The organism is Pseudomonas sp. Marseille-Q1929, assembly GCF_017316265.1.
Taxonomy (GTDB): Bacteria; Pseudomonadota; Gammaproteobacteria; order Pseudomonadales; family Pseudomonadaceae; genus Aquipseudomonas.
Window position 1 is genome coordinate 88791 of sequence record NZ_JAFLWU010000006.1, and the last position, 22015, is coordinate 110805.

General features: G+C 60.5%; 21 protein-coding genes. 8 read left to right on the forward strand and 13 right to left on the reverse strand.

Going from position 1 to position 22015, the window contains the following annotated elements; genetic code table 11:
* Window positions 1-75: 75 nt before the first annotated feature.
* From J1G37_RS09990 to gcl, 7 genes are all read right to left on the reverse strand, one after another.
* Window positions 76-900: an ion transporter gene (locus J1G37_RS09990; RefSeq protein WP_207041452.1), complete on the reverse strand. Its 825-nt coding sequence runs from the start codon at window positions 898-900 to the stop codon at window positions 76-78.
* A 31-nt stretch (window positions 901-931) separates the two neighbouring features.
* Window positions 932-1795, reverse strand: coding sequence for an urea transporter (locus J1G37_RS09995; RefSeq protein ID WP_207041453.1), 864 nt, complete (start codon window positions 1793-1795; stop codon window positions 932-934).
* A gap of 120 nt (window positions 1796-1915) precedes the next feature.
* Complete coding sequence (pyk, locus tag J1G37_RS10000; protein ID WP_017734355.1) at window positions 1916-3331, reverse strand: pyruvate kinase; 1416 nt, start codon at window positions 3329-3331, stop codon at window positions 1916-1918.
* The gene (locus J1G37_RS10005) at window positions 3321-4601 is read right to left on the reverse strand and encodes a glycerate kinase (protein WP_207041455.1); all 1281 of its coding nucleotides are present in this window, start codon (window positions 4599-4601) and stop codon (window positions 3321-3323) included. The genes pyk and J1G37_RS10005 overlap by 11 nt, the downstream gene beginning before the upstream one ends.
* A 182-nt stretch (window positions 4602-4783) precedes the next feature.
* Window positions 4784-5674, reverse strand: a complete 891-nt coding sequence (locus J1G37_RS10010; protein ID WP_207041456.1) for a 2-hydroxy-3-oxopropionate reductase — start codon at window positions 5672-5674, stop codon at window positions 4784-4786.
* A gap of 176 nt (window positions 5675-5850) precedes the next feature.
* A complete protein-coding gene (gene hyi, locus J1G37_RS10015) occupies window positions 5851-6633 on the reverse strand; it encodes a hydroxypyruvate isomerase (RefSeq protein WP_207041457.1) in 783 nt (260 codons plus the stop codon).
* A 10-nt stretch (window positions 6634-6643) separates the two neighbouring features.
* A complete protein-coding gene (gene gcl, locus J1G37_RS10020) occupies window positions 6644-8419 on the reverse strand; it encodes a glyoxylate carboligase (protein WP_207041458.1) in 1776 nt (591 codons plus the stop codon).
* Between the two features lie 256 nt (window positions 8420-8675).
* Between gcl and J1G37_RS10025 the strand changes: the two genes are divergently transcribed.
* Window positions 8676-9116, forward strand: coding sequence for a heme-binding protein (locus J1G37_RS10025; RefSeq protein ID WP_207041459.1), 441 nt, complete (start codon window positions 8676-8678; stop codon window positions 9114-9116).
* Between the two features lie 134 nt (window positions 9117-9250).
* Here the strand turns inward: J1G37_RS10025 and J1G37_RS10030 are convergent, their stop codons facing one another.
* Window positions 9251-9709 (reverse strand): transposase, encoded by a 459-nt coding sequence (locus J1G37_RS10030; RefSeq protein WP_207041460.1) that lies wholly within the window; start codon window positions 9707-9709, stop codon window positions 9251-9253.
* Between the two features lie 205 nt (window positions 9710-9914).
* Entirely contained in the window at window positions 9915-10520 is a 606-nt protein-coding gene (locus J1G37_RS10035; RefSeq protein WP_207041461.1) for a TetR/AcrR family transcriptional regulator, read from the reverse strand.
* Window positions 10521-10653: 133 nt separating this feature from the next.
* Here J1G37_RS10035 and J1G37_RS10040 point away from each other — a divergent pair, with 133 nt between their 5' ends.
* On the forward strand, window positions 10654-11568 hold the full coding sequence (locus tag J1G37_RS10040; protein WP_207041463.1) for a DUF808 domain-containing protein: 915 nt from the start codon (window positions 10654-10656) through the stop codon (window positions 11566-11568).
* 56 nt (window positions 11569-11624) lie between these two features.
* On the opposite strand, the gene J1G37_RS10045 is transcribed toward J1G37_RS10040, so the two are convergent.
* Both J1G37_RS10045 and J1G37_RS10050 read right to left on the reverse strand, forming a co-directional pair.
* Window positions 11625-12413, reverse strand: coding sequence for a VacJ family lipoprotein (locus J1G37_RS10045; RefSeq protein ID WP_207041464.1), 789 nt, complete (start codon window positions 12411-12413; stop codon window positions 11625-11627).
* Entirely contained in the window at window positions 12406-13704 is a 1299-nt protein-coding gene (locus tag J1G37_RS10050) for a serine/threonine protein kinase (RefSeq protein WP_207041465.1), read from the reverse strand. The genes J1G37_RS10045 and J1G37_RS10050 overlap by 8 nt, the downstream gene beginning before the upstream one ends.
* A 236-nt stretch (window positions 13705-13940) precedes the next feature.
* Here J1G37_RS10050 and J1G37_RS10055 point away from each other — a divergent pair, with 236 nt between their 5' ends.
* A complete protein-coding gene (locus tag J1G37_RS10055; protein ID WP_207041466.1) occupies window positions 13941-14309 on the forward strand; it encodes a hypothetical protein in 369 nt (122 codons plus the stop codon).
* Between the two features lie 98 nt (window positions 14310-14407).
* Here the strand turns inward: J1G37_RS10055 and J1G37_RS10060 are convergent, their stop codons facing one another.
* Window positions 14408-15961, reverse strand: a complete 1554-nt coding sequence (locus J1G37_RS10060) for a glycosyl hydrolase family 17 protein (RefSeq protein WP_207041467.1) — start codon at window positions 15959-15961, stop codon at window positions 14408-14410.
* Window positions 15962-16293: 332 nt separating this feature from the next.
* Between J1G37_RS10060 and J1G37_RS10065 the strand changes: the two genes are divergently transcribed.
* The 3 genes from J1G37_RS10065 to J1G37_RS10075 all read left to right on the forward strand — a co-directional run bounded on the left by J1G37_RS10065 (window position 16294) and on the right by J1G37_RS10075 (window position 19379).
* Window positions 16294-17145, forward strand: coding sequence for a glycine betaine ABC transporter substrate-binding protein (locus tag J1G37_RS10065; RefSeq protein ID WP_124525326.1), 852 nt, complete (start codon window positions 16294-16296; stop codon window positions 17143-17145).
* A 267-nt stretch (window positions 17146-17412) separates the two neighbouring features.
* Window positions 17413-17724 carry a DUF485 domain-containing protein gene (locus J1G37_RS10070; protein WP_003190001.1) on the forward strand — a complete coding sequence of 104 codons (312 nt, stop codon included), beginning with the start codon at window positions 17413-17415 and terminating at the stop codon, window positions 17722-17724.
* Entirely contained in the window at window positions 17721-19379 is a 1659-nt protein-coding gene (locus tag J1G37_RS10075) for a cation acetate symporter (RefSeq protein ID WP_207041468.1), read from the forward strand. The genes J1G37_RS10070 and J1G37_RS10075 overlap by 4 nt, the downstream gene beginning before the upstream one ends.
* A 244-nt stretch (window positions 19380-19623) precedes the next feature.
* Here J1G37_RS10075 and gltA read toward each other — a convergent pair whose 3' ends face one another.
* Window positions 19624-20913 carry a citrate synthase gene (gltA, locus tag J1G37_RS10080; RefSeq protein ID WP_003210575.1) on the reverse strand — a complete coding sequence of 430 codons (1290 nt, stop codon included), beginning with the start codon at window positions 20911-20913 and terminating at the stop codon, window positions 19624-19626.
* 364 nt (window positions 20914-21277) lie between these two features.
* On the opposite strand from gltA, the gene sdhC reads away from it, so the two are divergent.
* Both sdhC and sdhD read left to right on the forward strand, forming a co-directional pair.
* Window positions 21278-21652 (forward strand): succinate dehydrogenase, cytochrome b556 subunit, encoded by a 375-nt coding sequence (gene sdhC / locus J1G37_RS10085; protein WP_016979564.1) that lies wholly within the window; start codon window positions 21278-21280, stop codon window positions 21650-21652.
* Entirely contained in the window at window positions 21646-22014 is a 369-nt protein-coding gene (sdhD, locus tag J1G37_RS10090; RefSeq protein WP_016974690.1) for a succinate dehydrogenase, hydrophobic membrane anchor protein, read from the forward strand. The genes sdhC and sdhD overlap by 7 nt, the downstream gene beginning before the upstream one ends.
* The last annotated feature ends 1 nt before the right edge of the window (window position 22015 follow it).

The following is a 22015-nucleotide window of genomic DNA, read 5'->3' on the forward strand; positions in this document are numbered from 1 at the left end:
GGTGTAAGTGACGGCAATTTGCCAGCGACTATAGCCGGGCCTGCATAGACGTTTAAAGATTAAAACGCACTTTGCTTATTCCACTTTACGAAAAAGATTACTGCCACAGCGCGCGCAGAATGCGGCGTTGGGCTCGTGGCTGTTTTTCTTGCACACCGGGCAGTCGTGTTGCAGTTGCTCACCGCGCATGGCACTGGCCAGTTCGGCGGTGAAAATCCCGGTGGGCACGGCGATGATCGAATAACCGGTGATCATCACCAGCGATGAAATCACCTGGCCCAGGGGCGTCTTCGGCACGATATCGCCAAAGCCCACGGTGGTCAGGGTGACGATTGCCCAATAGATACCTTTGGGAATACTGGTAAAGCCGTGTTCCGGGCCTTCGATCACGTACATCAGGGTACCGAACACCGTCACCAGGGTGCACACGCTGACCAGGAACACCACGATCTTCTGCTTGCTGCCGCGCAGCGCCGCCATCAGGTAGTTGGCCTGCTTGAGGTACGGGCTGAGCTTGAGCACACGGAAGATGCGCAGCATGCGGATGATGCGGATGATCAACAGGTACTGCGCATCGCTGTAATACAGGGCGAGGATGCCCGGCACGATGGCCAGCAAATCCACCAGCCCATAAAAGCTGAAGGCATAGCGCAACGGCTTGGGCGAGCAATACAGTCGCAGCCCGTACTCGATCGCGAAGATGATGGTGAAGCCCCACTCGATGTAGGCCAGCACGTCGGCGTAGTTCTGGTGTATCTCGTCGATGCTGTCGAGCATCACGATCACCAGACTGGCGAGGATGATCAGCAACAAGATCCCGTCAAAGCGTCGCCCGGCGTTGGTGTCGGTCTGGAAAATCATGACGTAGAGCCGCTGGCGCCAGTCGTTGTTGCTGTCCATAAAGCCCGCCTGAATCAGATGTCGAGCAAGCCTAGGGGGATTCGAAGGGGCTGTCCATGCGCGGTTTCTGAAGCGTGCGAACACCGGCGCGCACCAGCCAGCAGGCGAGGATGAAGGGTGCCGTAAGCGCGGGCAGGTGCAGGGCGGCGAAGGCTGGCATCAGGAGGATCGACAGGCCTATGCCCAGCAGTGGTAGCCAGGGTTGGCGGTGCACATGGCTCAGGGCCAATGCGGCCAGCGCCGGATTGTAACTGTGCAGGCCGAGGAGGGCGCTGGATGGTTCGTCCAGCAGCAGCGCGACCAGCACGCCAAAACTGGCGCCGAACAAGGCCCACAGTGCAGCACGCCGGTTGGCCAGCCACAGGCCAAGGGCAATCAGTACGCCAGCCGCCGGTTGGTCCAGCAGCATGATTTGCGCGAGCCCGGTAAAGGGCGCGGCAACGACGGCGAAGGTATCTGGCTCGGTCAGGGCAAGGGCGCCTGGCGGCACCGTGCCCAGTAGCAACCAACCCAGGCCCACGAAGGGCGCTGTGTAGGGCGGCAAGGCTGTCTGCTTCAGCCATTGTCGCGTAAGCATCGCCGCCAGCCCGCCGCACGCGAGGATCAGCGGCGGCAACAAGGCCGACCAGGCGAAGTGCTGGCTGATCAACAAGCCCAGCAGCACGCCGTTATAGCTATAGAGCCCGGCCTGGCGCTCGGCCTTGGGATAGCCCCGGCGCTGGGCCGTGAGCAAACCCGCCACGCCACCGAGCAACGCCCCGCCGAACAAGGCCGGGGCGCCGATCAGGATGGCCAGCAGGCACAGCAGGCCGCACAGCGGCTGGCGCTGCAGGAATATCTGGCTGAAGCCGTTGAGCAGGGCTTCGGCCCAGTCGGGGCAGGTCTGGTTGTGCATGGTGGTTAGTCAGTGGGACCGAGTTGTCCCCTATCGCAGGCAAGCCAGCTCCCACATTTTGAATGTGTTCACAATTCAAGTGTGGGAGCGGGCTTGCTCGCGAAGGGGCCTTTACAGGCGTTAGATCAACGTCTCGATACGCAGCGAATTGGTCGACCCCGGCTGCCCAAACGGCACCCCCGCGGTAATCACCAACGTATCCCCGCGCTGCGCCATGCCCTGGGCCTGGGCAATCTCCAGCGCCGTCGAGCACACCTCGTCCACCTGGCGCAGCCGGTCATTGACTACCGAGTGCACCCCCCACGCCACGCTCAAGCGCCGCGCCGTGGACAGGTTCGGCGTGAGGTTGAGGATCGGCGCCACCGGCCGCTCCCGCGCTGCACGCAGGCTGGAGCTGCCGGACTCGCTGTAGTTGACCAGCACCGCCACCGGCAGGATGTTGCTGATGCGCCGGATCGCGCAGCTGATGGCATCCGATACCGTGGCATCCGCCTTCGGCCGGCTCACATCCAGTTGCGCCTGGTAATCCGGGCCGCTTTCCACTTGGCGGATGATCTTGCTCATCATCTGCACGGCTTCCAGTGGGTATTCGCCCGACGCGGTTTCCGCCGACAACATCACCGCATCCGCGCCTTCGGCCACGGCGTTGGCGACATCGGTCACCTCGGCACGGGTCGGCGCCGGGGAGAAGCGCATGGATTCGAGCATCTGCGTGGCCACCACCACGGGCTTACCCAGCTGGCGGCAGACGCTGATGATGTCTTTCTGGATCTGCGGCACGCTCTCGGCCGGCACTTCCACGCCCAGATCGCCTCTGGCCACCATGATCGCGTCGCTCAACTCAGCGATTTCCTGCAGGCGCTGCACGGCCGACGGCTTCTCGATCTTGGCCATCAGAAACGCCTTGTCACCGATCAGCTCGCGGGCTTCGCGGATGTCTTCCGGGCGCTGCACGAACGACAGCGCCACCCAGTCCACGCCGAGTTCCAGGCCAAAGCTCAAGTCGCGCCGATCCTTGGCGGTCAATGGGCTGAGTTCCAGCAAGGCTTGTGGGACGTTCACGCCTTTGCGGTCAGACAATTCGCCGCCATTCAGCACGGTGGTGTCGATCGCCTCGGCGTGTTTGGTGATCACCCGCAGGCGCAGCTTGCCGTCGTCCAGCAACAGGTCCATGCCGGGTTCCAGCGCTGCGATGATTTCCGGGTGCGGCAGGTTGACCCGGCACTGGTCGCCCGGGGTCGGGTCCAGGTCCAGGCGCAGCGCCTGGCCGCGCACCAGTTGCACCTTGCCCTCGGCAAAACGGCCGACGCGCAGCTTCGGCCCTTGCAGGTCCATGAGGATGCCCAGCGGGTAGTTCAGCTGGCGCTCCACCTGGCGGATCCACTGGTAGCGTTGGGCGTGGTCGGCATGGTCGCCGTGGCTGAAGTTGAGGCGGAAGATATTCACCCCGGCTTCCACCAGCTCGCGGATATCGTCGATGCCGTCGGTGGCGGGGCCCAGGGTGGCGAGGATTTTGACCTTCTTGTCAGGCGTCATGTTTGGCAGTCTCAAGAATCAGGATGGCGCGGAAGTCGTTGACGTTGGTGCGCGTCGGTTCGGTGACGATCAACCCGTCGAGGGCGGCGAAGTAGCCGTAGCCATTGTTGTTGTCCAACTCATCGCTGGCCGACAGGCCAAGGGCCTCGGCGCGCGCATAGCTGCATGGGGTCATGATCGCGCCGGCGTTGTCTTCGGAGCCGTCGATGCCATCGGTGTCGCCGGCCAGGGCGTACACGCCGGGCAGGCCCTTGAGGCTGTCGGTAAGGCTCAGCAGGAATTCCGCGTTGCGCCCGCCACGGCCATTGCCGCGCACGGTGACGGTGGTTTCACCGCCGGACAGGATCACGCACGGCGCCGCCAGCGGCTGGCCATGTTGCACGATCTGCCGGGCGATCCCGGCGTGCACCTTGGCCACGTCCCGCGCTTCGCCTTCGAGGTCGCCCAGGATCAGCGGGCTGAACCCGGCCTGGCGGATTTTGACAGCCACGGCTTCGAGGGATTGCTGCGGGCGGGCGATCAGTTGGAAGTGGCTGCGGGCGAGCGCCGGGTCGCCGGGCTTGACGGTTTCCGAGGCGGGGTTCTGCAACCAGCTGCGCACGGCGGCGGGGGCGTCGATGTTGTAGCGCTTAAGGATCGCCAGGGCCTGGGCCGAGGTGCTGGGGTCGCCGACCGTGGGGCCGGAGGCGATCACCGTGGCCTGGTCGCCCGGCACGTCGGAAATCGCGTAGGTGTACACCGTCGCGGGCCACGCGGCTTTCGCCAGGCGGCCGCCCTTGATCGCCGAGAGGTGCTTGCGCACGCAATTCATCTCGCCAATGGTGGCGCCGGATTTGAGCAGGGCTTTGTTGATGGTTTGCTTGTCGGCCAGGCTGATGCCTTCGGCCGGCAGGGCCAGCAGGGCCGAGCCACCGCCGGAGAGCAGGAAGATCACGCGGTCGTCTTCGCTCAGGTTGCTGATCAGGGCCAGCACGCGCTTGGCCACGGCCAGGCCAGCGGCATCGGGCACGGGGTGGGCGGCTTCGACCACTTCGATATGCTTGCAGGGCGCGCCGTGGCCGTAGCGGGTGACCACCAGGCCGGAGACTTCGCCTTGCCAGCAGTTTTCGACGACGAGGGCCATGGCGGCGGCAGCCTTGCCGGCGCCGATCACGATCACCCGGCCGCTGCGGTCGGCGGGCAGGTAGGGTTCAAGGACTTGCCGGGGGTGGGCGGCGTCGATGGCTGTGGCAAACAGCTCGCGAAGCAGGTGTTGCGGATCGACCGACATAAGCGGGCTCCCGGGGGATTCTTGTTATTAGGGGTGTGGCAATTGGAATGCGATCAAATGTGGGAGCGGGCTTGCTCGCGAATGCGGTCTTACATTCAACATCCATGCTGACTGATCCACCGCTTTCGCGAGCAAGCCCGCTCCCACATTCGACCGCATTTCAAAGGTAGGAGCGGTGTTGCTTACTTATCGCGAATCGAGAAGTTGGCCATATGCTCCAGGCCTTTGATCAGCGCCGAGTGGTCCCAGTTGCCGCCACCGATGGCGGTGCAGGTGCTGAACACCTGTTGCGTGCCCGCGGTGTTCGGCAGGTTGATCCCCAGCTCCTTGGCGCCGGCCAGCGCCAGGTTCAGGTCCTTCTGGTGCAGGTTGATGCGGAAGCCCGGATCAAAGGTGCCCTTGATCATGCGCTCGCCATGCACTTCCAAGATCTTCGACGAGGCAAAACCACCCATCAGCGCTTCACGCACCTTGGCCGGGTCGGCGCCGTTTTTCGAGGCGAACAGCAGTGCTTCGGCCACGGCCTGGATGTTCAATGCGACGATGATCTGGTTGGCCACCTTGGCGGTCTGGCCATCGCCATTGCCACCGACCAGGGTGATGTTCTTGCCCATGGCCTGGAACAGCGGCAGGGCGCGTTCGAAGGTCTGTGGCTTGCCGCCGATCATGATGCTCAGGGTGCCGGCCTTGGCGCCGACTTCACCACCGGACACCGGGGCGTCGAGGTACTGCGCGCCGGTCGCGTTGATCTTCTCGGCAAAGGCTTTGGTGGCGGTAGGGGAGATCGAACTCATGTCGATCACCACTTTGTTTGGCGACAGGCCAGCGGCCACGCCGTCGGCGCGGAACAATACGTCATCGACCTGCGGGGTGTCGGGCACCATGACGATGATGAACTCGGCTTCCTGGGCGACTTGTTGCGGGCTGGCCAGGGCGATGGCGCCGGCGTCGATCAGGGCTTGTGGGGCTTTGCCGTGATGCTCGGAGAGGAACAGTTGGTGACCTGCGTTTTGCAGGTTGGCGGCCATGGGTTGGCCCATGATGCCGGTGCCGATGAATCCGATTTTAGCCATGATTAATGCCTCTTTTTATTCGATAGACAGGCCTTTCGCGGTCTGCCAAGCACAGGAGTTCCAAATGTGGGAGCGGGCTTGCTCGCGAAAGCGGTGGATCAGTCGACATTGATGTTGAATGTCAGACCGCATTCGCGAGCAAGCCCGCTCCCACATTGGGTTTTGTGTTGTGCCAGTTAGATGGCGTTGTGGGTCTTGAGCCAGCCCAAACCGGCTTCGGTGGTGGTCAATGGCTTGTATTCACAACCCACCCAACCCTTGTATCCAATGCGGTCCAGATGCTCGAACAGGAACCGGTAGTTGATCTCACCGGTGCCCGGCTCGTTACGCCCAGGGTTGTCCGCCAGCTGGATGTGGTTGATCTCATCCAGGTGCGCGGCCATGGTGCGGGCCAAATCGCCTTCCATGATTTGCATGTGGTAGATGTCGTATTGCAGGAACAGGTTGGCGCTGCCCACCTGCTCGCGAATCGACAGGGCTTGCGCCGTGTTGTTCAGGTAGAAACCCGGGATGTCACGGGTGTTGATCATCTCCATCACCAGCTTGATACCCGCCGCTTGCAGCTTGTCGGCGGCGTACTTGAGGTTGGCGACGAAGGTTTTTTCCACGGTTGTATCGTCAATGCCCTGCGGCCGGATACCCGCCAGGCAGTTGACCTGGGTGTTGCCCAGCACCTGGGCGTAGGCGATCGCCAGCTTGACCCCAGCACGGAATTCCTCGACCCGATCCGGGTGGCACGCCAGGCCGCGTTCGCCTTGGGCCCAGTCACCGGCCGGCAGGTTGAACAGCACTTGGGTCAGGCCGTTGGCGTCAAGATGGGCCTTGATTTCAGCCGAGCTGAATTCATACGGGAACAGATACTCCACACCTTCGAAGCCCGCATCGGCGGCTGCTTTGAAGCGAGCAAGAAAGTCTTGCTCGGTGAACAGCATGGACAGGTTGGCGGCAAAGCGCGGCATAGGGTTCTCCTTAATCGAGCAGGGAAATGGCAGTCGGCGCATCGTTGCCGACCAGGGCCAGATCTTCGAATTCGTTGACGGCGTTGATCTCGGTGCCCATGGAAATATTGGTCACGCGCTCCAGAATAATCTCAACGATCACCGGCACCTTGAATTCTTCGATCATTTCCTGCGCCTTGCGCAAGGCTGGCTGGATCTGACCCGGCTCGAACACACGCAGGGCCTTGCAACCCAGGCCTTCGGCGACGGCCACGTGGTCGACGCCATACCCGTTGAGTTCCGGCGCGTTGAGGTTGTCGAACGACAACTGCACGCAGTAGTCCATTTCAAACCCGCGCTGGGCCTGACGGATCAAGCCGAGGTAGGAGTTGTTCACCACCACGTGGATGTACGGCAGCTTGAACTGCGCGCCCACCGCCAACTCTTCGATCATGAACTGGAAGTCATAGTCGCCGGACAGCGCGACGACCTTGCGGCTCGGATCGGCCTTGACCACGCCCAGTGCAGCCGGAATGGTCCAACCCAACGGGCCGGCCTGGCCGCAGTTGATCCAGTGGCGTGGCTTATAGACGTGCAGGAATTGTGCACCGGCAATCTGCGACAAACCGATGGTGCTGACGTAGCAGGTGTCTTTGCCGAACACCTGGTTCATCTCTTCGTACACCCGTTGCGGCTTGACCGGCACATTGTCGAAGTGCGTCTTGCGGTGCAGGGTGGCTTTGCGCTGTTGGCAATCGTGCAGCCAGGCGCTGCGGTCCTTGAGCTTGCCGGCGGCTTTCCACTCGCGAGCCACTTCAATGAACAGGGTCAGGGCAGAACCGGCGTCGGAAACGATGCCCAGGTCCGGGGTGAAGACGCGGCCAATCTGCGTCGGCTCGATGTCGACGTGAATGAACTTGCGCCCTTCGGTGTACACCTCCACCGAACCGGTGTGGCGGTTGGCCCAGCGGTTACCGATGCCCAGCACCACGTCCGACTTGAGCATCGTCGCGTTGCCATAACGGTGAGAGGTTTGCAGGCCCACCATGCCGACCATCAGCGGGTGATCGTCGGGAATGGTGCCCCAGCCCATCAGGGTCGGGATCACCGGGATACCAGTCAGCTCGGCGAACTCCACCAACAGGTCGCTGGCATCGGCGTTGATCACGCCACCACCGCTGACCAGCAACGGGCGTTCAGCCTGATCGAGCAGGGCCAGGGCTTTTTCCACCTGGATGCGCGTGGCCAGCGGCTTGGCCAATGGCAGCGGCTGGTAGGCGTCGATGTCGAACTCGATCTCGGCCATCTGCACGTCGAACGGCAGGTCGATCAGCACCGGGCCTGGGCGGCCGGAGCGCATTTCATAGAAGGCTTTCTGGAACGCGTAAGGCACCTGGCCAGGCTCCAGCACGGTGGTTGCCCACTTGGTCACCGGCTTGACGATGCTGGTGATGTCCACGGCCTGGAAGTCTTCCTTGTGCATCCGGGCGCGGGGCGCTTGGCCGGTGATGCACAGGATCGGGATCGAATCCGCCGAGGCGCTGTACAGGCCGGTGACCATGTCGGTGCCCGCCGGGCCCGAGGTGCCGATGCACACGCCGATATTGCCGGCCTTGGTGCGGGTGTAGCCCTCGGCCATGTGGGAGGCGCCTTCAACGTGGCGAGCAAGGACGTGATCGATGCCACCCACCTTCTGCAAGGCCGAGTACAGCGGGTTGATCGCAGCGCCTGGGATACCGAAGGCGGTGTCCACGCCCTCACGGCGCATTACCAGAACGGCGGCTTCGATTGCTCTCATTTTGCTCATGATTTTGGTGCCTCTTGCGTTTTGTAATTGTATACAAGTGGTGTCTGGTCAAAGTGTATTCACGGCGAGCTGCGCAGGTCAATCCATTTTATCGGCGGGCCTTTGCGTTCGTCGGAAGGCATTTTTGCGACGTATGGAAGGTTTGTTCGAAAATATTGTATACAAAAACAAATGTCATTGTGTTCTATTTGTTTGATCGAGCATCTGATCCTTCAGACCTCCACCGCTTTTCCCATAACAAGATAAGGACGGCACCATGAGCGCTTTAACCTTGAAAATTGCCACCCAACTGGCCGGCCAGGCCCTCACAGCAGGGCGCACCATTGCGGCGGCACCGCTGACCATCGCGGTGCTCGACAGCGGTGGGCACCTGATCACCCTGCAACGGGAAGACGGCGCCAGCCTGCTGCGCCCGCAGATCGCCATCGGCAAGGCCTGGGGCGCGATTGCCCTGGGCAAAGGCTCACGCCTGTTGGCACTGGACGCGCAGCAGCGGCCAGCGTTTATCGCCGCGTTGAACAGCCTGGGGCAGGGCAGCGTGGTGCCGGCGCCGGGTGGGGTGTTGATCCGGGATCAGGAGGGTCGGGTGTTGGGGGCGATCGGGATCAGCGGGGATACGTCGGATATTGACGAGCAGTGCGCGATTACGGCGATTGAAGGGGTGGGGTTGTTGGCGGATGCGGGGGTGTCGGCTTGATTTTTGGGTGATCTGTCGGGCCTCATCGCAGGCAAGCCAGCTCCCACAATTGATTGGGTTCACATATCTGAATTTGTGAATACGCTCAACTGTGGGAGCTGGCTTGCCTGCGATGGCGGCGACTCGGTCTCAAGTCAAAGCCAAATGGCATCCCACAGCGGATAGTCGCCATATCTTTTTACCAATCCAGCTCTTAGGGGATTGGCCACGATATAGCGGGCGATCCCTTCAAGGCTTTCTTCACGGCGCACGGCATGGTCGTGAAAACCCGGCTGCCAGAGCCGACCCTGACGCCTGGCTACCGCATTTACGACGCGGGTGCTTTTGGACTTCACCTGGCGCATGAGATCGGCCAGTGAGCCTTTCTCCAGCGAGACCAACCAGTGGAAGTGATCAGGCATGACGACCCAGGCCAAGGAGGTCGCCAGGCCCTGGTTCTGGGCAATCCTGAATTGTTGAACGACCAGGCGACCGAGCTTGAAGTCCTGGAAAATGGGTTCGCGATCAAGCGTATTGGTTGTCAGCAGGTAAATATGACTGGGCTCATCATGCCGGCCGATGCGTAGGCGTTTTGAAGCGGGGAGATCAGGCATTCCATGGCCTCTCGTCAGTGGGGATTTTGAGAGGCTAGATCTGGATGGTCGATGGTGATCGGCAGGCTTTTGGCAGGATGTGTCTGGGCGGGCGCTATCGCGGGCAAGCCCGCTCCCACAGGGGATTTGCGGTGTTCTTACATTTTGTGTGCGACGCAGGAACCTGTGGGAGCTGGCTTGCCTGCGATGGCCTCACCACGGTGCATCAGTCCGGCTCACAACCCTTGAGCACCAACCGAATAATCGTCAACGCCGCCGCCTCATAATCCGCCTCATCCAACTTGGCCTTGCCGGTGATCGCCGAGATCTGCCAGTCAAAATCCGCGTAGGTCTGTGTCGCCGCCCAGATGCTGAACATCAGGTGGTTGGGGTCAATGTCCGCGATCAGGCCGCGATCCACCCAGTTCTGGATGCAGTCGATGTTGTGCTTGGCCTGGGCGTTGAGTTGCTCGACCTGCTCCGCGCTGAGGTGCGGGGCGCCGTGCATGATTTCGCTGGCGAAGACCTTGGAGGCAAACGGCAGGTCGCGGGAGATGCGGATTTTCGAGCGGATGTAGTTGCTGAGCACTTCTTTGGGTTCGCCATCCGGGTTGAACGGCGTGGAGGCGGCCAGGATCGGCTCGATAATGCTTTCGAGCACCTCGCGGTAGAGGTTGTCCTTGGACTTGAAGTAGTAATAGACATTGGGCTTGGGCAGCCCGGCCTTGGCGGCGATGTCGCTGGTTTTGGTCGCGGCGAAGCCCTTGTCGGCAAACTCCTCGCTCGCCGCCCGCAGGATTTTTTCTTTGTTGCGCTCGCGAATGCTGCTCATAAACCAGGTGATTCCTTGCCAAGACCGGCGGTTGCGCATGGTAGCACCGGCCATCTGCGGGCCTCAACAAGGCGCCCGCAAAGCCTTGCGCCGCGCTATGCTCGGCTTATCCCCCTTTATGGAAGACTGATTCATGGCAGGCAGCAGCTTACTGGTACTGATCGACGATATCGCCGCCGTACTCGATGACGTTGCCCTGATGACAAAAATGGCCGCGAAGAAGACCGCCGGCGTACTGGGCGATGACTTGGCGCTGAATGCCCAGCAGGTGTCCGGTGTGCGCGCCGAGCGGGAAATTCCCGTGGTGTGGGCGGTGGCCAAGGGCTCGTTCGTCAACAAGCTGATCCTGGTGCCAGCGGCGTTGTTGATCAGTGCGTTTGCGCCGTGGGCCGTTACGCCACTGTTGATGCTCGGCGGTGCTTACCTGTGCTTTGAGGGTTTCGAGAAACTCGCGCACAAGTTTCTCCACAGCAAGGACGAGGACAAAGCCGAGCATGCGCAATTGGTTGAAGCGGTAGCCGATCCGGCAACCGATCTGGTGGCGTTCGAAAAGGACAAGATCAAAGGCGCGATCCGCACCGATTTCATCCTCTCCGCCGAAATCATCGCCATCACCCTGGGCACCGTCGCGGATGCGCCGTTGATGCAGCAGGTGATCGTACTGTCGGGCATCGCTATCGTCATGACGGTGGGTGTTTATGGGCTGGTCGCCGGCATCGTCAAGCTGGATGACCTGGGCCTGTGGCTGACGCAGAAACCCGGCCAGATGGCGCGCAGTATCGGCGGAGCGATCCTGCGCGCGGCGCCGTACATGATGAAGAGCCTGTCGGTGATCGGTACGGCGGCGATGTTCCTGGTGGGTGGCGGCATCCTTACCCACGGCGTGCCGGTGGTGCATCACTGGATCGAGACGGTGAGCCAAGGCGCGGGCGGGGTGGCGTGGTTGGTGCCGACCTTGCTAAATGGCGTCGCGGGGATCATTGCGGGTGCGGTGGTGCTGGCGTTGGTCAGCGTGCTGGGCAAGCTCTGGAAAACCGTGAAGGCTTGATCCTAGCCGCAATAAAAAAGGCCATTCAATCGAATGGCCTTTTTTGTGGGTGTTGTTTACTCGGCAATCTGCAACTTGCGCGATTCCGTGTAGATGTAACGTACCTTTTCATATTCAAACGGCGAGTTCATCTGCCCGTAACGGAAGCTGGTCTGGTAACGCTTGTCCACCGCGCGCAACGCCCAGATTTCCGGGTGGTTGGAGCTGACTTCGGAGACGTTGAGGAAGTTGATCTGGCTCTCTGCGGTGTAGTCCACGATCAAACCAGTGGTGTCACGCAGGTTCGACGGGCCGAAGACCGGCAGTACCAGGTACGCGCCACCCGGCACGCCGTAGAAGCCCAGGGTCTGGCCGAAGTCTTCGCTCTGGCGTGGCAGGCCCATGGCGGTGGCCGGGTCCCACAGGCCGGCGATGCCGATGGTGGTGTTGACCAGCAGGCGCCCGGTGGTTTCCAGGGAGCGGTGGCCCTTGAGTTGCAGCAGGCTGTTCAACAGGTTGGGCACGTCGCCCAGGTTGTTGAAGAAGTTGCTCACGCCGGTGCGCAGGAAGCTTGGGGTGACGTAGGTGTAGCCGTTGACCACGGGGATGAATACCCATTGGTCGAAGCGGTAGTTAAAGTGGTAAACGCGACGGTTCCAGGCCTCCAGCGGGTCGTAGACGTTGAGTGCGGTCAGCGACGAACGCTCGAACTCACGCTGGTCCATGCCGGGGTTGAACTTGAGCTTGGACAGCGGCTCCTTGAAACCATCGGAGTCGACCTTGATCGGCTCATGGGCCTTGCTGTTGTCGGCATTGGCCACGCCCGCGCACATCAAGGCGGCGAGCAGCAGAAGATATTTAGCCACGGAAGAACTCCAGCATGGCGTCGGCGTTGACGCGGTAATTGAGGTTGCCGCAGTGGCCGCCCAGCGGGTAGACGGTCAAGCGATCGCCGAAGGTTTTACGCAGGAAACCGAGGTCGCCAGGGCCGAGGATCACGTCGTCGGCGTTGTGCATGACGGCGATTTTCTTGCTGCTGTGCAGGTAGTCCTTGAGGGCGTACAGGCTGACCTGGTCAACCAGTTGCAGCAGGCTGCCGCCATCGGTGCGGGCGCGCCACATCGGGATCACCTGTTCGGTGAGGTAGCAGTCGAAGTCGCATTGCAGCGCGCGCTTGAGGAACGGCGTGAGGCTGGTGCTTTCGGTGATCGGGTACTTCGGTGGGATGATCAGGCCGCGACGGTTGATCAGGTCCGAGGTAAAGGCAATGTCGGCCGCCGAGAAGCGGAACGAGGTGCCGATGAGCATGGCCATCTGTTCGTTGGTCAGGTGCTGCTTGGATTGCTGGAAGTCGTAGAGCAGGGCATCGTTGAGGTCGATGTAGCCTTTCTGCTGGAAGTAGCGGGTCAGCTTGTTCAACACCAGTTCATAGAAGGTGGTGGTGTTGTTGATGCCCTTGACCTCGGTCTGCACCAGCTTGTCGAGGTTGGTGATCGAGGTGTAGAGGTTGACTGGCGGGTTCAGCAGCAAGACTTTCTTGAAGTTGAAACTGCGCCGGGTCTCGTCCAGTTTGGCCACGAATGCCGCATCCAGGCCACCGAGGCTGTAGCCGGTGAGGTAGAAGTCGGTCACCGGCAGCGAGGCGTTCTGTGCGCGCACGGCTTGCATCACGCGGTACATGTCTTCGGCGTCTTCCTGGGTGATCCCCGGGGTGGCGAAGCGTGAGGCGGCGCTGATGAAGTCAAAGCTGGTGGGCGATGACAGTTGCACCACGTGGTAGCCGGCCTGGTAATACAGCTTTTTCAGGTATTCGTTGATGCTGCTGTCGAACCGCGCACCGGTGCCGGCGATCAGGAAGATCAGCGGTGCGGCGCGGTCTTGCTTAGCGATGCGGTAGGTGAGTTTTTTCACCGGCCAGAAGTTGTCGGGCAGGCTGAACTCGCGCTCGGGGCGCATCGTCAGGGTGTAATCGGACTGGTTGATCTCGTCGTTGCTCGGCAATGTTGGCCGAAGGTCGGGCGGGGTGGTGGCGATGGTCGCTTCAAACGGGTTGGTCAAAGGGTAGCCATAGCTGGCTTGGTCGATATCGACCGCCAGTGCTGACGCACTCAGAAAAAGGCTGCCCAGCAGGGCAGCACAGCGCAAGGAACGGAGCATGACTAAATCCCTAAGAGGAAACGTGCTAAATGAAGTTCGCAGGCTATGACCACCGTGCTATCGCCGAAGTGCCATCACACGGCACGAAATGTCGGAAAATAACGTCGGAATCGGGGTAATAGTAGCCAGACGATACACTTTGCCACGCTTTGGTGAACACTAATTGTGTGTATGCGCCTTGCTAACGGCCACCGGGGCATTAAGCTGAGCGCCGTTTTTGCCTATCGGAGTGCCCCATGTCCCGTCGCTTGCCGTTGATTTTGCTGCTTATTGCCCTGCCGCTGTGGCTGGCTGCCAGTTATGGCGCGCGCTACGGTTTTATGGAAGATGGCAGCTGGGTGGGGATCTGCGCCGACGAAGCCGGGCGCTGGGAGTGCCAGTTGCGTTCGAACCTGGGCTTGATGATCCACTTCAAGGTGCTGGGCTGGGCTGCGTTGGTTGCGGCGGTCGTCGCGTTTTTTGTGCCGGGCCGTGTGGGCTGGTGGCTGGCGGTGCTGGGGATGGTGTTCGGGTTGCCGGCGCTGGCGTTGTACAACACCGCGTTTGCGGTGTTTGCGCTGGTGATTGCGGGGTTGCGGTTGGTCAGGAAGTCTCGCGGCGTCTGATAGGGCCTCTTCGCGAGCAAGCCCGCTCCCACACTTGACCGAGTTCCAACATGAGAATGCGGTCGAATGTGGGAGCGGGCTTGCTCGCGAAAGCGGTGTTAAGCCTTGCGCACCCGCAAGCACCGCCACAAGGCTACAACCATCAGCATGCTGACCACCGCCCAACCCCAAGCCTGCTGATTCAACAGACCTTCACGGTACAACTGCGGCGCAACGCCGGCACCGATGATAAACGCCAGCAGGGCGATTTCCCGGCGCGGGCCAGTGACCGGGCGAACCAGGTAAACCAAGGCCGGCAGCACCAGCGCGGCACTCGGGAAGCTGCGATAGCGTGGCTCGAACACCAACGCCAACATCATCACAGCCCCTGCGAAGCCAGCGATCGCCATCAGCCAACCAGCACGTTTCTCCAGCCAGTTGAACGCCCGCTCACGCCAGCCTTCGCGAGCACTCAAGGCCAGCGCAGCATGGGCAAGCACCAATAGGTTCAACACCAGCAGCAAACCTGCCCACACCCATTCATCCGTAAAACGTGCAGTGATGCGGGTCAGTTCTGCCCAGCTGCCGATGGAGCAGGCCGCCACCGCGCCCAGCAGCGGCAGGGCCAGCGCGGCACGGGTGCTGCGCACACGGCCACCCAGCGCCAAGGTGCCCAGCAGGATCAGCCCGCCCACGCCCAGCCACAACGGCCAGTACGGCACATTAGTCACCGGGCCGGCGAGGATGCCCTTGTCCTGGCGGTCCGCATCGAACAGGCCCCAATAGCCGCCCACGGCACCTTCACTGGTGCGTTTCCACGGCTGGTCAAAGGCTTCGATAAGGTTGTAGCGCCAGCCATTGGCTTCGGCCATGGCCACGAAGCCGCGCATGAACTTGGCTTCGTTGACCCGGCTCGGCACTGCGGTTTCACGCTGGCGGCCTTCGCTGGGCCAGCCGGTTTCGCCGATCAATATGTCCTTGGGCGCGAATTTGTTGCCGAAGGTCTCGCGTACATCGCCTACATGCTTGAGCGCCTGGTCGATCCCGGACGGGTCATCTTCCCAGTACGGCAGCAAGTGAATGGTCAGGAAGTCCACCGCCGGGGCGATTTCCGGGTGTTGCAGCCAGAATTCCCACACGTCGGCGTAGGTCACTGGCTGTTTGATCTGGCTTTTGACTGTCTGGATCAGCTTCACCAACTGCGTAGCAGTGACTTCCTTGCGCAGCAGCGCTTCGTTGCCGACGATCACTGACGTGACGACATCCGGATGGGCGTTGGCCGAGGCGATCAGTTCGTTGATTTCCTTCTCGGTGGCCACCGGATCACTGCTGACCCAGGCGCCCGCCATCACCTTCAGGCCATGCTTGCGCGCCATGTCTGGCAGGGCTTCCAGGCCGGTCATGGAGTAGGTGCGAATGCACTCAAAACGGGTGGCCAGCAACGCCAGGTCGGCGTCCATGCGCTCGGGACGCAGCTTGAAGGGCTGGTCGAACGGCGATTGGTCTTTATCGAATGGCGTGTAGGACGCGCACTGCATTTTGTGCGAAGCGCTCGCAACGTCGGGCAGCACCACTGGCCGGCCGAGGCCATACCAATAACCGACCAGGGCCAGCAGGCCAAGGATCAAGGCGAAGAAATAGGGCAGGGCAGGAAAGCGGGCAGTCGCGGGCATGGTCGGCTTATCTGGGGGAGCAAAGGCGCGCATCTTACCCGGATTTGGCCCGTCCCAGTGGGGCTGCATAATTTTGACATGCAAAGTTCGGGCGGGATTTTGACGCCAAATCCTACAAAGCGTCCTGCTGGCGTTGTGATGTCGTTTCTTGCTCGGGTGAGGTCGCTGACAGAGCAGGTTCCAAGTCCTTGCGGGTTGATGATCGAAGTGTCAGCACTCCACTGATGCCGCAGCAGCCGGATCGATGCGCGTGAAGGGGGCGCGGCGCACCACATAACAACAGGTTGACGTCGCTCGGCATCCGTCGGGCGCAGCACTTTCGGGGAAGTACGATGAAGATGCGACGACTCTTGGGCGCAGCTGCCACTCTGGTAGTTGCGATGAGCTCCACACTGGCCAGCGCCGACAGCAAAACCCTGAGCATCGGCTACGTGGACGGCTGGTCCGACAGCGTTGCCACCACGCATGTGGCGGCAGAGGTGATCAAGGCCAAGCTCGGTTATGACGTGAAACTGCAAGCCGTCGCCACCGGGATCATGTGGCAAGGCGTGGCCACCGGCAAACTCGACGCCATGCTGTCCGCCTGGCTGCCGGTGACCCACGGTGAGTACTGGACCAAGAACAAGGACAAGGTGGTCGACTACGGCCCTAACTTCAAGGATGCGAAAATCGGGCTGATCGTGCCGGAGTACGTGAAAGCCAAATCCATCGAAGACCTCAAGACCGACACCACCTTCAAGAACAAAATCGTCGGCATCGACGCCGGTTCAGGCGTGATGCTCAAGACCGACGAAGCCATCAAGCAGTACGGCCTCGATTACAAACTGCAAGCCAGTTCGGGCGCAGCGATGATCGCCGAACTGACCCGTGCCGAAGACAAGCAGGAATCCATTGCAGTCACCGGTTGGGTGCCACACTGGATGTTCGCCAAGTGGAAACTGCGCTTCCTGGAAGATCCAAAAGGCGTGTATGGCGCGGCTGAAACCGTCAACAGCATCGGCAGCAAGGGCCTGGAGAAGAAAGCGCCGGAAGTTGCGGCCTTCCTGAAGAAATTCCAGTGGGCCTCCAAGGATGAAATCGGCGAAGTCATGCTGGCCATCCAAGAGGGCGCCAAGCCGGATGCGGCGGCCAAGGATTGGGTGGCCAAGCACCCTGAGCGTGTGGCCGAGTGGATCGGTAAATAACCTGTAGCAAGCACGCCACAAACCTAATGTGGGAGCGGGCTTGCCCGCGATAGCAGTGTGTCAGTCGATGCATAAGTTGACTGAACCACCGCAATCGCGGGCAAGCCCGCTCCCACACTGATTTTACCGTCTGTAAATCCTCCTGCGCTCTGACAATCCCTCGCTACACTCGATCTAAGACTAAGGTCGTCTGGAACCTCTACGGCAGCCGCATACAGTGGATACGTTCCAAAATAATAAAAAAGCTGTGCTGCGAGGATAAAAACAATGAACGACAGCATTTACCTCTCGATTCAAAACAGCCCGCGTTTCAAGGAGCTGGTGAGAAAAAGGGAACGATTCGCCTGGATTCTCTCGGCGATCATGCTCGGGCTTTACTCCGCTTTCATCCTGTTGATCGCCTACGGGCCACAAGTGCTGGGGGCCAAGATCAGCCCCGGTTCTTCGATTACCTGGGGCATTCCCCTGGGCGTCGGACTGATTGTGTCCGCCTTCATCCTGACCGGCATCTACGTGCGTCGGGCCAATGGCGAATTTGACGACCTGAACAATGCGATTCTCAAGGAGGCTGCGCAATGATCGGTCGTCTACTGGCACTACTCGGCGCTTCGTTCTTCGCTCCGGCCCTTTGGGCAGCGGACGCATTGACCGGTGAAGTGCACAAGCAACCCCTGAACGTATCGGCCATCGTGATGTTTGTCGCGTTTGTCGGTGCCACCCTGTGCATCACTTACTGGGCGTCCAAGCGCAATAAATCGGCGGCCGACTACTATGCGGCCGGTGGCAAGATCACCGGTTTCCAGAACGGCCTGGCGATTGCCGGTGACTACATGTCGGCGGCGTCCTTCCTGGGGATTTCCGCGCTGGTCTACACCTCCGGTTATGACGGCCTGATCTACTCGATCGGCTTCCTGGTGGGCTGGCCGATCATTCTGTTCCTGATCGCCGAGCGCCTGCGCAACCTGGGCAAGTACACCTTTGCCGACGTGGCGTCCTACCGCCTCGGGCAAACCCAGATCCGCAGCCTGTCGGCCTGTGGTTCGCTGGTGGTGGTGGCGTTCTACCTGATCGCGCAGATGGTCGGCGCGGGCAAGCTGATCCAACTGCTGTTCGGCCTGGACTACCACGTGGCGGTGATCCTGGTGGGTATCCTGATGTGCATGTACGTGCTGTTCGGCGGCATGCTGGCGACCACCTGGGTGCAAATCATCAAGGCGGTGTTGCTGCTGTCCGGTGCCTCGTTCATGGCGCTGATGGTGATGAAGCACGTCAACTTCGACTTCAACACGCTGTTCTCCGAGGCGATCAAGGTTCACGCCAAGGGTGAGGCGATCATGAGCCCTGGTGGCTTGGTGAAGGATCCGATCTCGGCGTTCTCTCTGGGCCTGGCCCTGATGTTCGGTACTGCTGGCCTGCCACACATCCTGATGCGCTTCTTCACCGTCAGCGACGCAAAAGAAGCCCGCAAGAGCGTGTTCTACGCCACGGGTTTCATCGGTTACTTCTACATCCTGACCTTTATCATCGGTTTTGGCGCGATCTTGCTGGTCAGCACCAACCCGGCGTTCAAGGATGCAGCAGGCGCCTTGCTCGGTGGCAACAACATGGCGGCGGTGCACCTGGCCAACGCGGTGGGTGGCAGTATCTTCCTGGGCTTCATCTCGGCCGTGGCGTTCGCCACCATCCTCGCGGTGGTTGCTGGCCTGACCCTGGCCGGTGCCTCGGCGGTGTCCCATGACCTGTACGCCAGCGTCATCAAGAAAGGCAAGGCCAACGACAAGGATGAGATTCGTGTATCGAAGATCACCACTATTGCATTGGGCATACTGGCGATCGGCTTGGGTATCCTGTTCGAAAGCCAGAACATCGCGTTCATGGTCGGCCTGGCGTTCTCCATTGCCGCCAGCTGTAACTTCCCGGTATTGCTGCTTTCCATGTACTGGAAAAACCTCACCACCCGTGGCGCGATGATTGGCGGCTGGCTGGGCTTGATCAGTGCCGTGGGGCTGATGATCCTCGGCCCGACCATCTGGGTGTCGATCCTGCACCATGAAAAAGCCATCTTCCCTTATGAGTACCCAGCGCTGTTCTCGATGATCATTGCGTTCGTCGGCATCTGGTTCTTCTCCATCACCGACAAGTCGGCGGCGGCAGAGAAAGAGCGTGCGCTGTACTTCCCGCAGTTTGTGCGTTCGCAGACTGGCCTGGGGGCGAGTGGGGCGGTTTCTCACTAAGGTTGTAGCTGGATAAGAAGTGCCCCGGTCGAAAGGCCGGGGTATTTTTTTGTCTGGGGTTCAGGGGCGGCTGTTCGGGCCTAATCGCAGGCAAGCCAGCTCCCACATTTGACTGCATTCCAAGGGGTGTACTCGGTCGAAAGTGGGAGCTGGCTTGCCTGCGATGGCGATGGTATAGGCGACACAAACAAAAACGGCCTCCACTAAGGGAGGCCGTTCTCTATGCAGCTAAGCAGTTGAATGCTTACTTGCGATCTTCCAGCTTGGTGATGTCACGCGACTCGTAGCCGGTGTACAGCTGGCGCGGGCGGCCAATCTTGTACGGGCTGGAGAGCATTTCTTTCCAGTGGGAGATCCAGCCCACGGTCCGCGCCAGGGCGAAGATCACGGTGAACATGCTGGTTGGAATGCCGATTGCCTTGAGGATGATCCCCGAGTAGAAGTCGACGTTCGGGTACAGCGAGCGTTCGATGAAGTACGGGTCGGTCAAGGCGATCTCTTCCAGGCGCATAGCCAGTTCGAGTTGCGGATCGTTCTTGATGCCCAGTTCCTTCAACACTTCGTCGCAGGTCTTTTTCATTACGGTGGCGCGCGGGTCGCGGTTCTTGTAGACCCGGTGACCGAAGCCCATCAACTTGAACGGATCGTTCTTGTCCTTGGCCTTGGCGATGAACTTGTCGATGTTCGAGACATCGCCGATTTCATCGAGCATGGTCAATACGGCTTCGTTCGCACCGCCGTGGGCAGGGCCCCACAGTGCGGCGATGCCGGCGGCGATACAGGCGAACGGGTTGGCACCCGAGGAACCTGCCAGGCGCACGGTAGAGGTCGATGCGTTCTGCTCGTGGTCGGCGTGGAGGATGAAGATCTTGTCCATCGCAGCGGCCAGCACCGGGCTGATCGGTTTGATCTCGCACGGGGTGTTGAACATCATGTGCAGGAAGTTTTCCGCGTACGTCAGGTCGTTGCGCGGGTACATCATGGGTTGGCCCATGGAGTACTTGTAAACCATTGCGGCCAGGGTCGGCATCTTGGCAACCAGGCGGATCGCGGAAATTTCGCGATGCTGCGGGTTATTGATGTCGAGGGAGTCGTGATAGAAAGCCGACAGGGCGCCGACCACACCGCACATGACGGCCATCGGGTGGGCGTCGCGACGGAAGCCGTTGAAGAAGGTCTTCAACTGCTCGTGAACCATGGTGTGGTTCTTCACGGTGCTGACGAACTGGGCTTTTTGCTCGGCTGTTGGCAGTTCGCCATTTAGCAGCAGGTAGCAGGTTTCCAGGTAGTCCGACTGTTCAGCAAGCTGCTCGATCGGGTAGCCGCGATGCAGCAAGATGCCATTATCACCATCGATATAGGTGATCTTCGACTCGCAAGAGGCGGTCGACATGAAGCCTGGGTCGAATGTAAAACGGCCCGTGGCCGTCAGGCCCCGCACGTCGATAACATCGGGACCAACGGTGCCGGTTAAAATGGGCAGCTCGACGGGGGCTGCGCCCTCGATGATCAACTGCGCTTTTTTGTCAGCCATGTGGCCTCCTATTTATGCTTCAAATCATCAGACAGACCCCCCACGCAGGGCCCGCACCACTATATTGATATAAATCCAGATGTCAATTTGCCTAAAGTCTTGCAGCAGAAGGCTTTAACCGTACTTTTTCCTCGAAATTGACTGCCGTTTACGCCTTTTATACCGCCAGCGCAATCAGCTATTAGGGTGAGGTGCGCGCGTTGTCATTAGTAACCTAACTGTCTATACTCGGCCACCGACCGCCAAGGGCTTTTGGGCTTGCTTTCATTGGGGGTCGCACTCCCTGGGTGGTGCTTACCTGACCAGTGCACTCCCCAACAACTTTGCCCTGATTGTTAGGGGCTCTTCAGTGTGAAAAAAAGCCGTGAATAGCCAACGACCTGTAAACCTAGACCTAAGGACCATCAAACTCCCCATCACCGGCGTTACGTCGTTCCTGCACCGTGTTTCCGGCATCATCCTGTTCCTGGGCTTGGGCATCATGCTTTATGCATTGAGCAAATCCCTGGGTTCCGAGGAAGGTTACGCCGAGGTGAAGGCATGCTTGACCAGCCCGCTGGCCAAGTTCGTAGCATGGGGCCTCCTGTCCGCTCTGCTGTATCACCTGGTAGCCGGTGTGCGCCACTTGATCATGGATGCGGGTATCGGTGAGACGCTGGAAGGCGGCCGCCTGGGCTCGAAAATCATCATCGCCATTTCCGTGGTGCTGATCGTTCTGGCAGGAGTTTGGATATGGTAACCAGCGTTACGAACCTTTCGCGTTCGGGCCTCTATGACTGGATGGCACAGCGTGTGTCTGCGGTCGTTCTCGCGGCTTATTTCATTTTCCTGATCGGATACCTCGTCGCAAATCCAGGCATCAGCTATGAGCAATGGCATGGCCTGTTTTCCCACAATGCGATGCGAATCTTCAGTCTGCTGGCCCTTGTAGCCCTGGGCGCACACGCCTGGGTTGGCATGTGGACCATCGCGACCGACTACCTGACGCCGATGGCGCTGGGCAAGTCCGCGACTGCAGTACGTTTTCTCTTCCAGGCAGTCTGCGGCGTCGCGATGTTCGCTTACTTTGTCTGGGGTGTGCAGATTCTTTGGGGTATCTGAT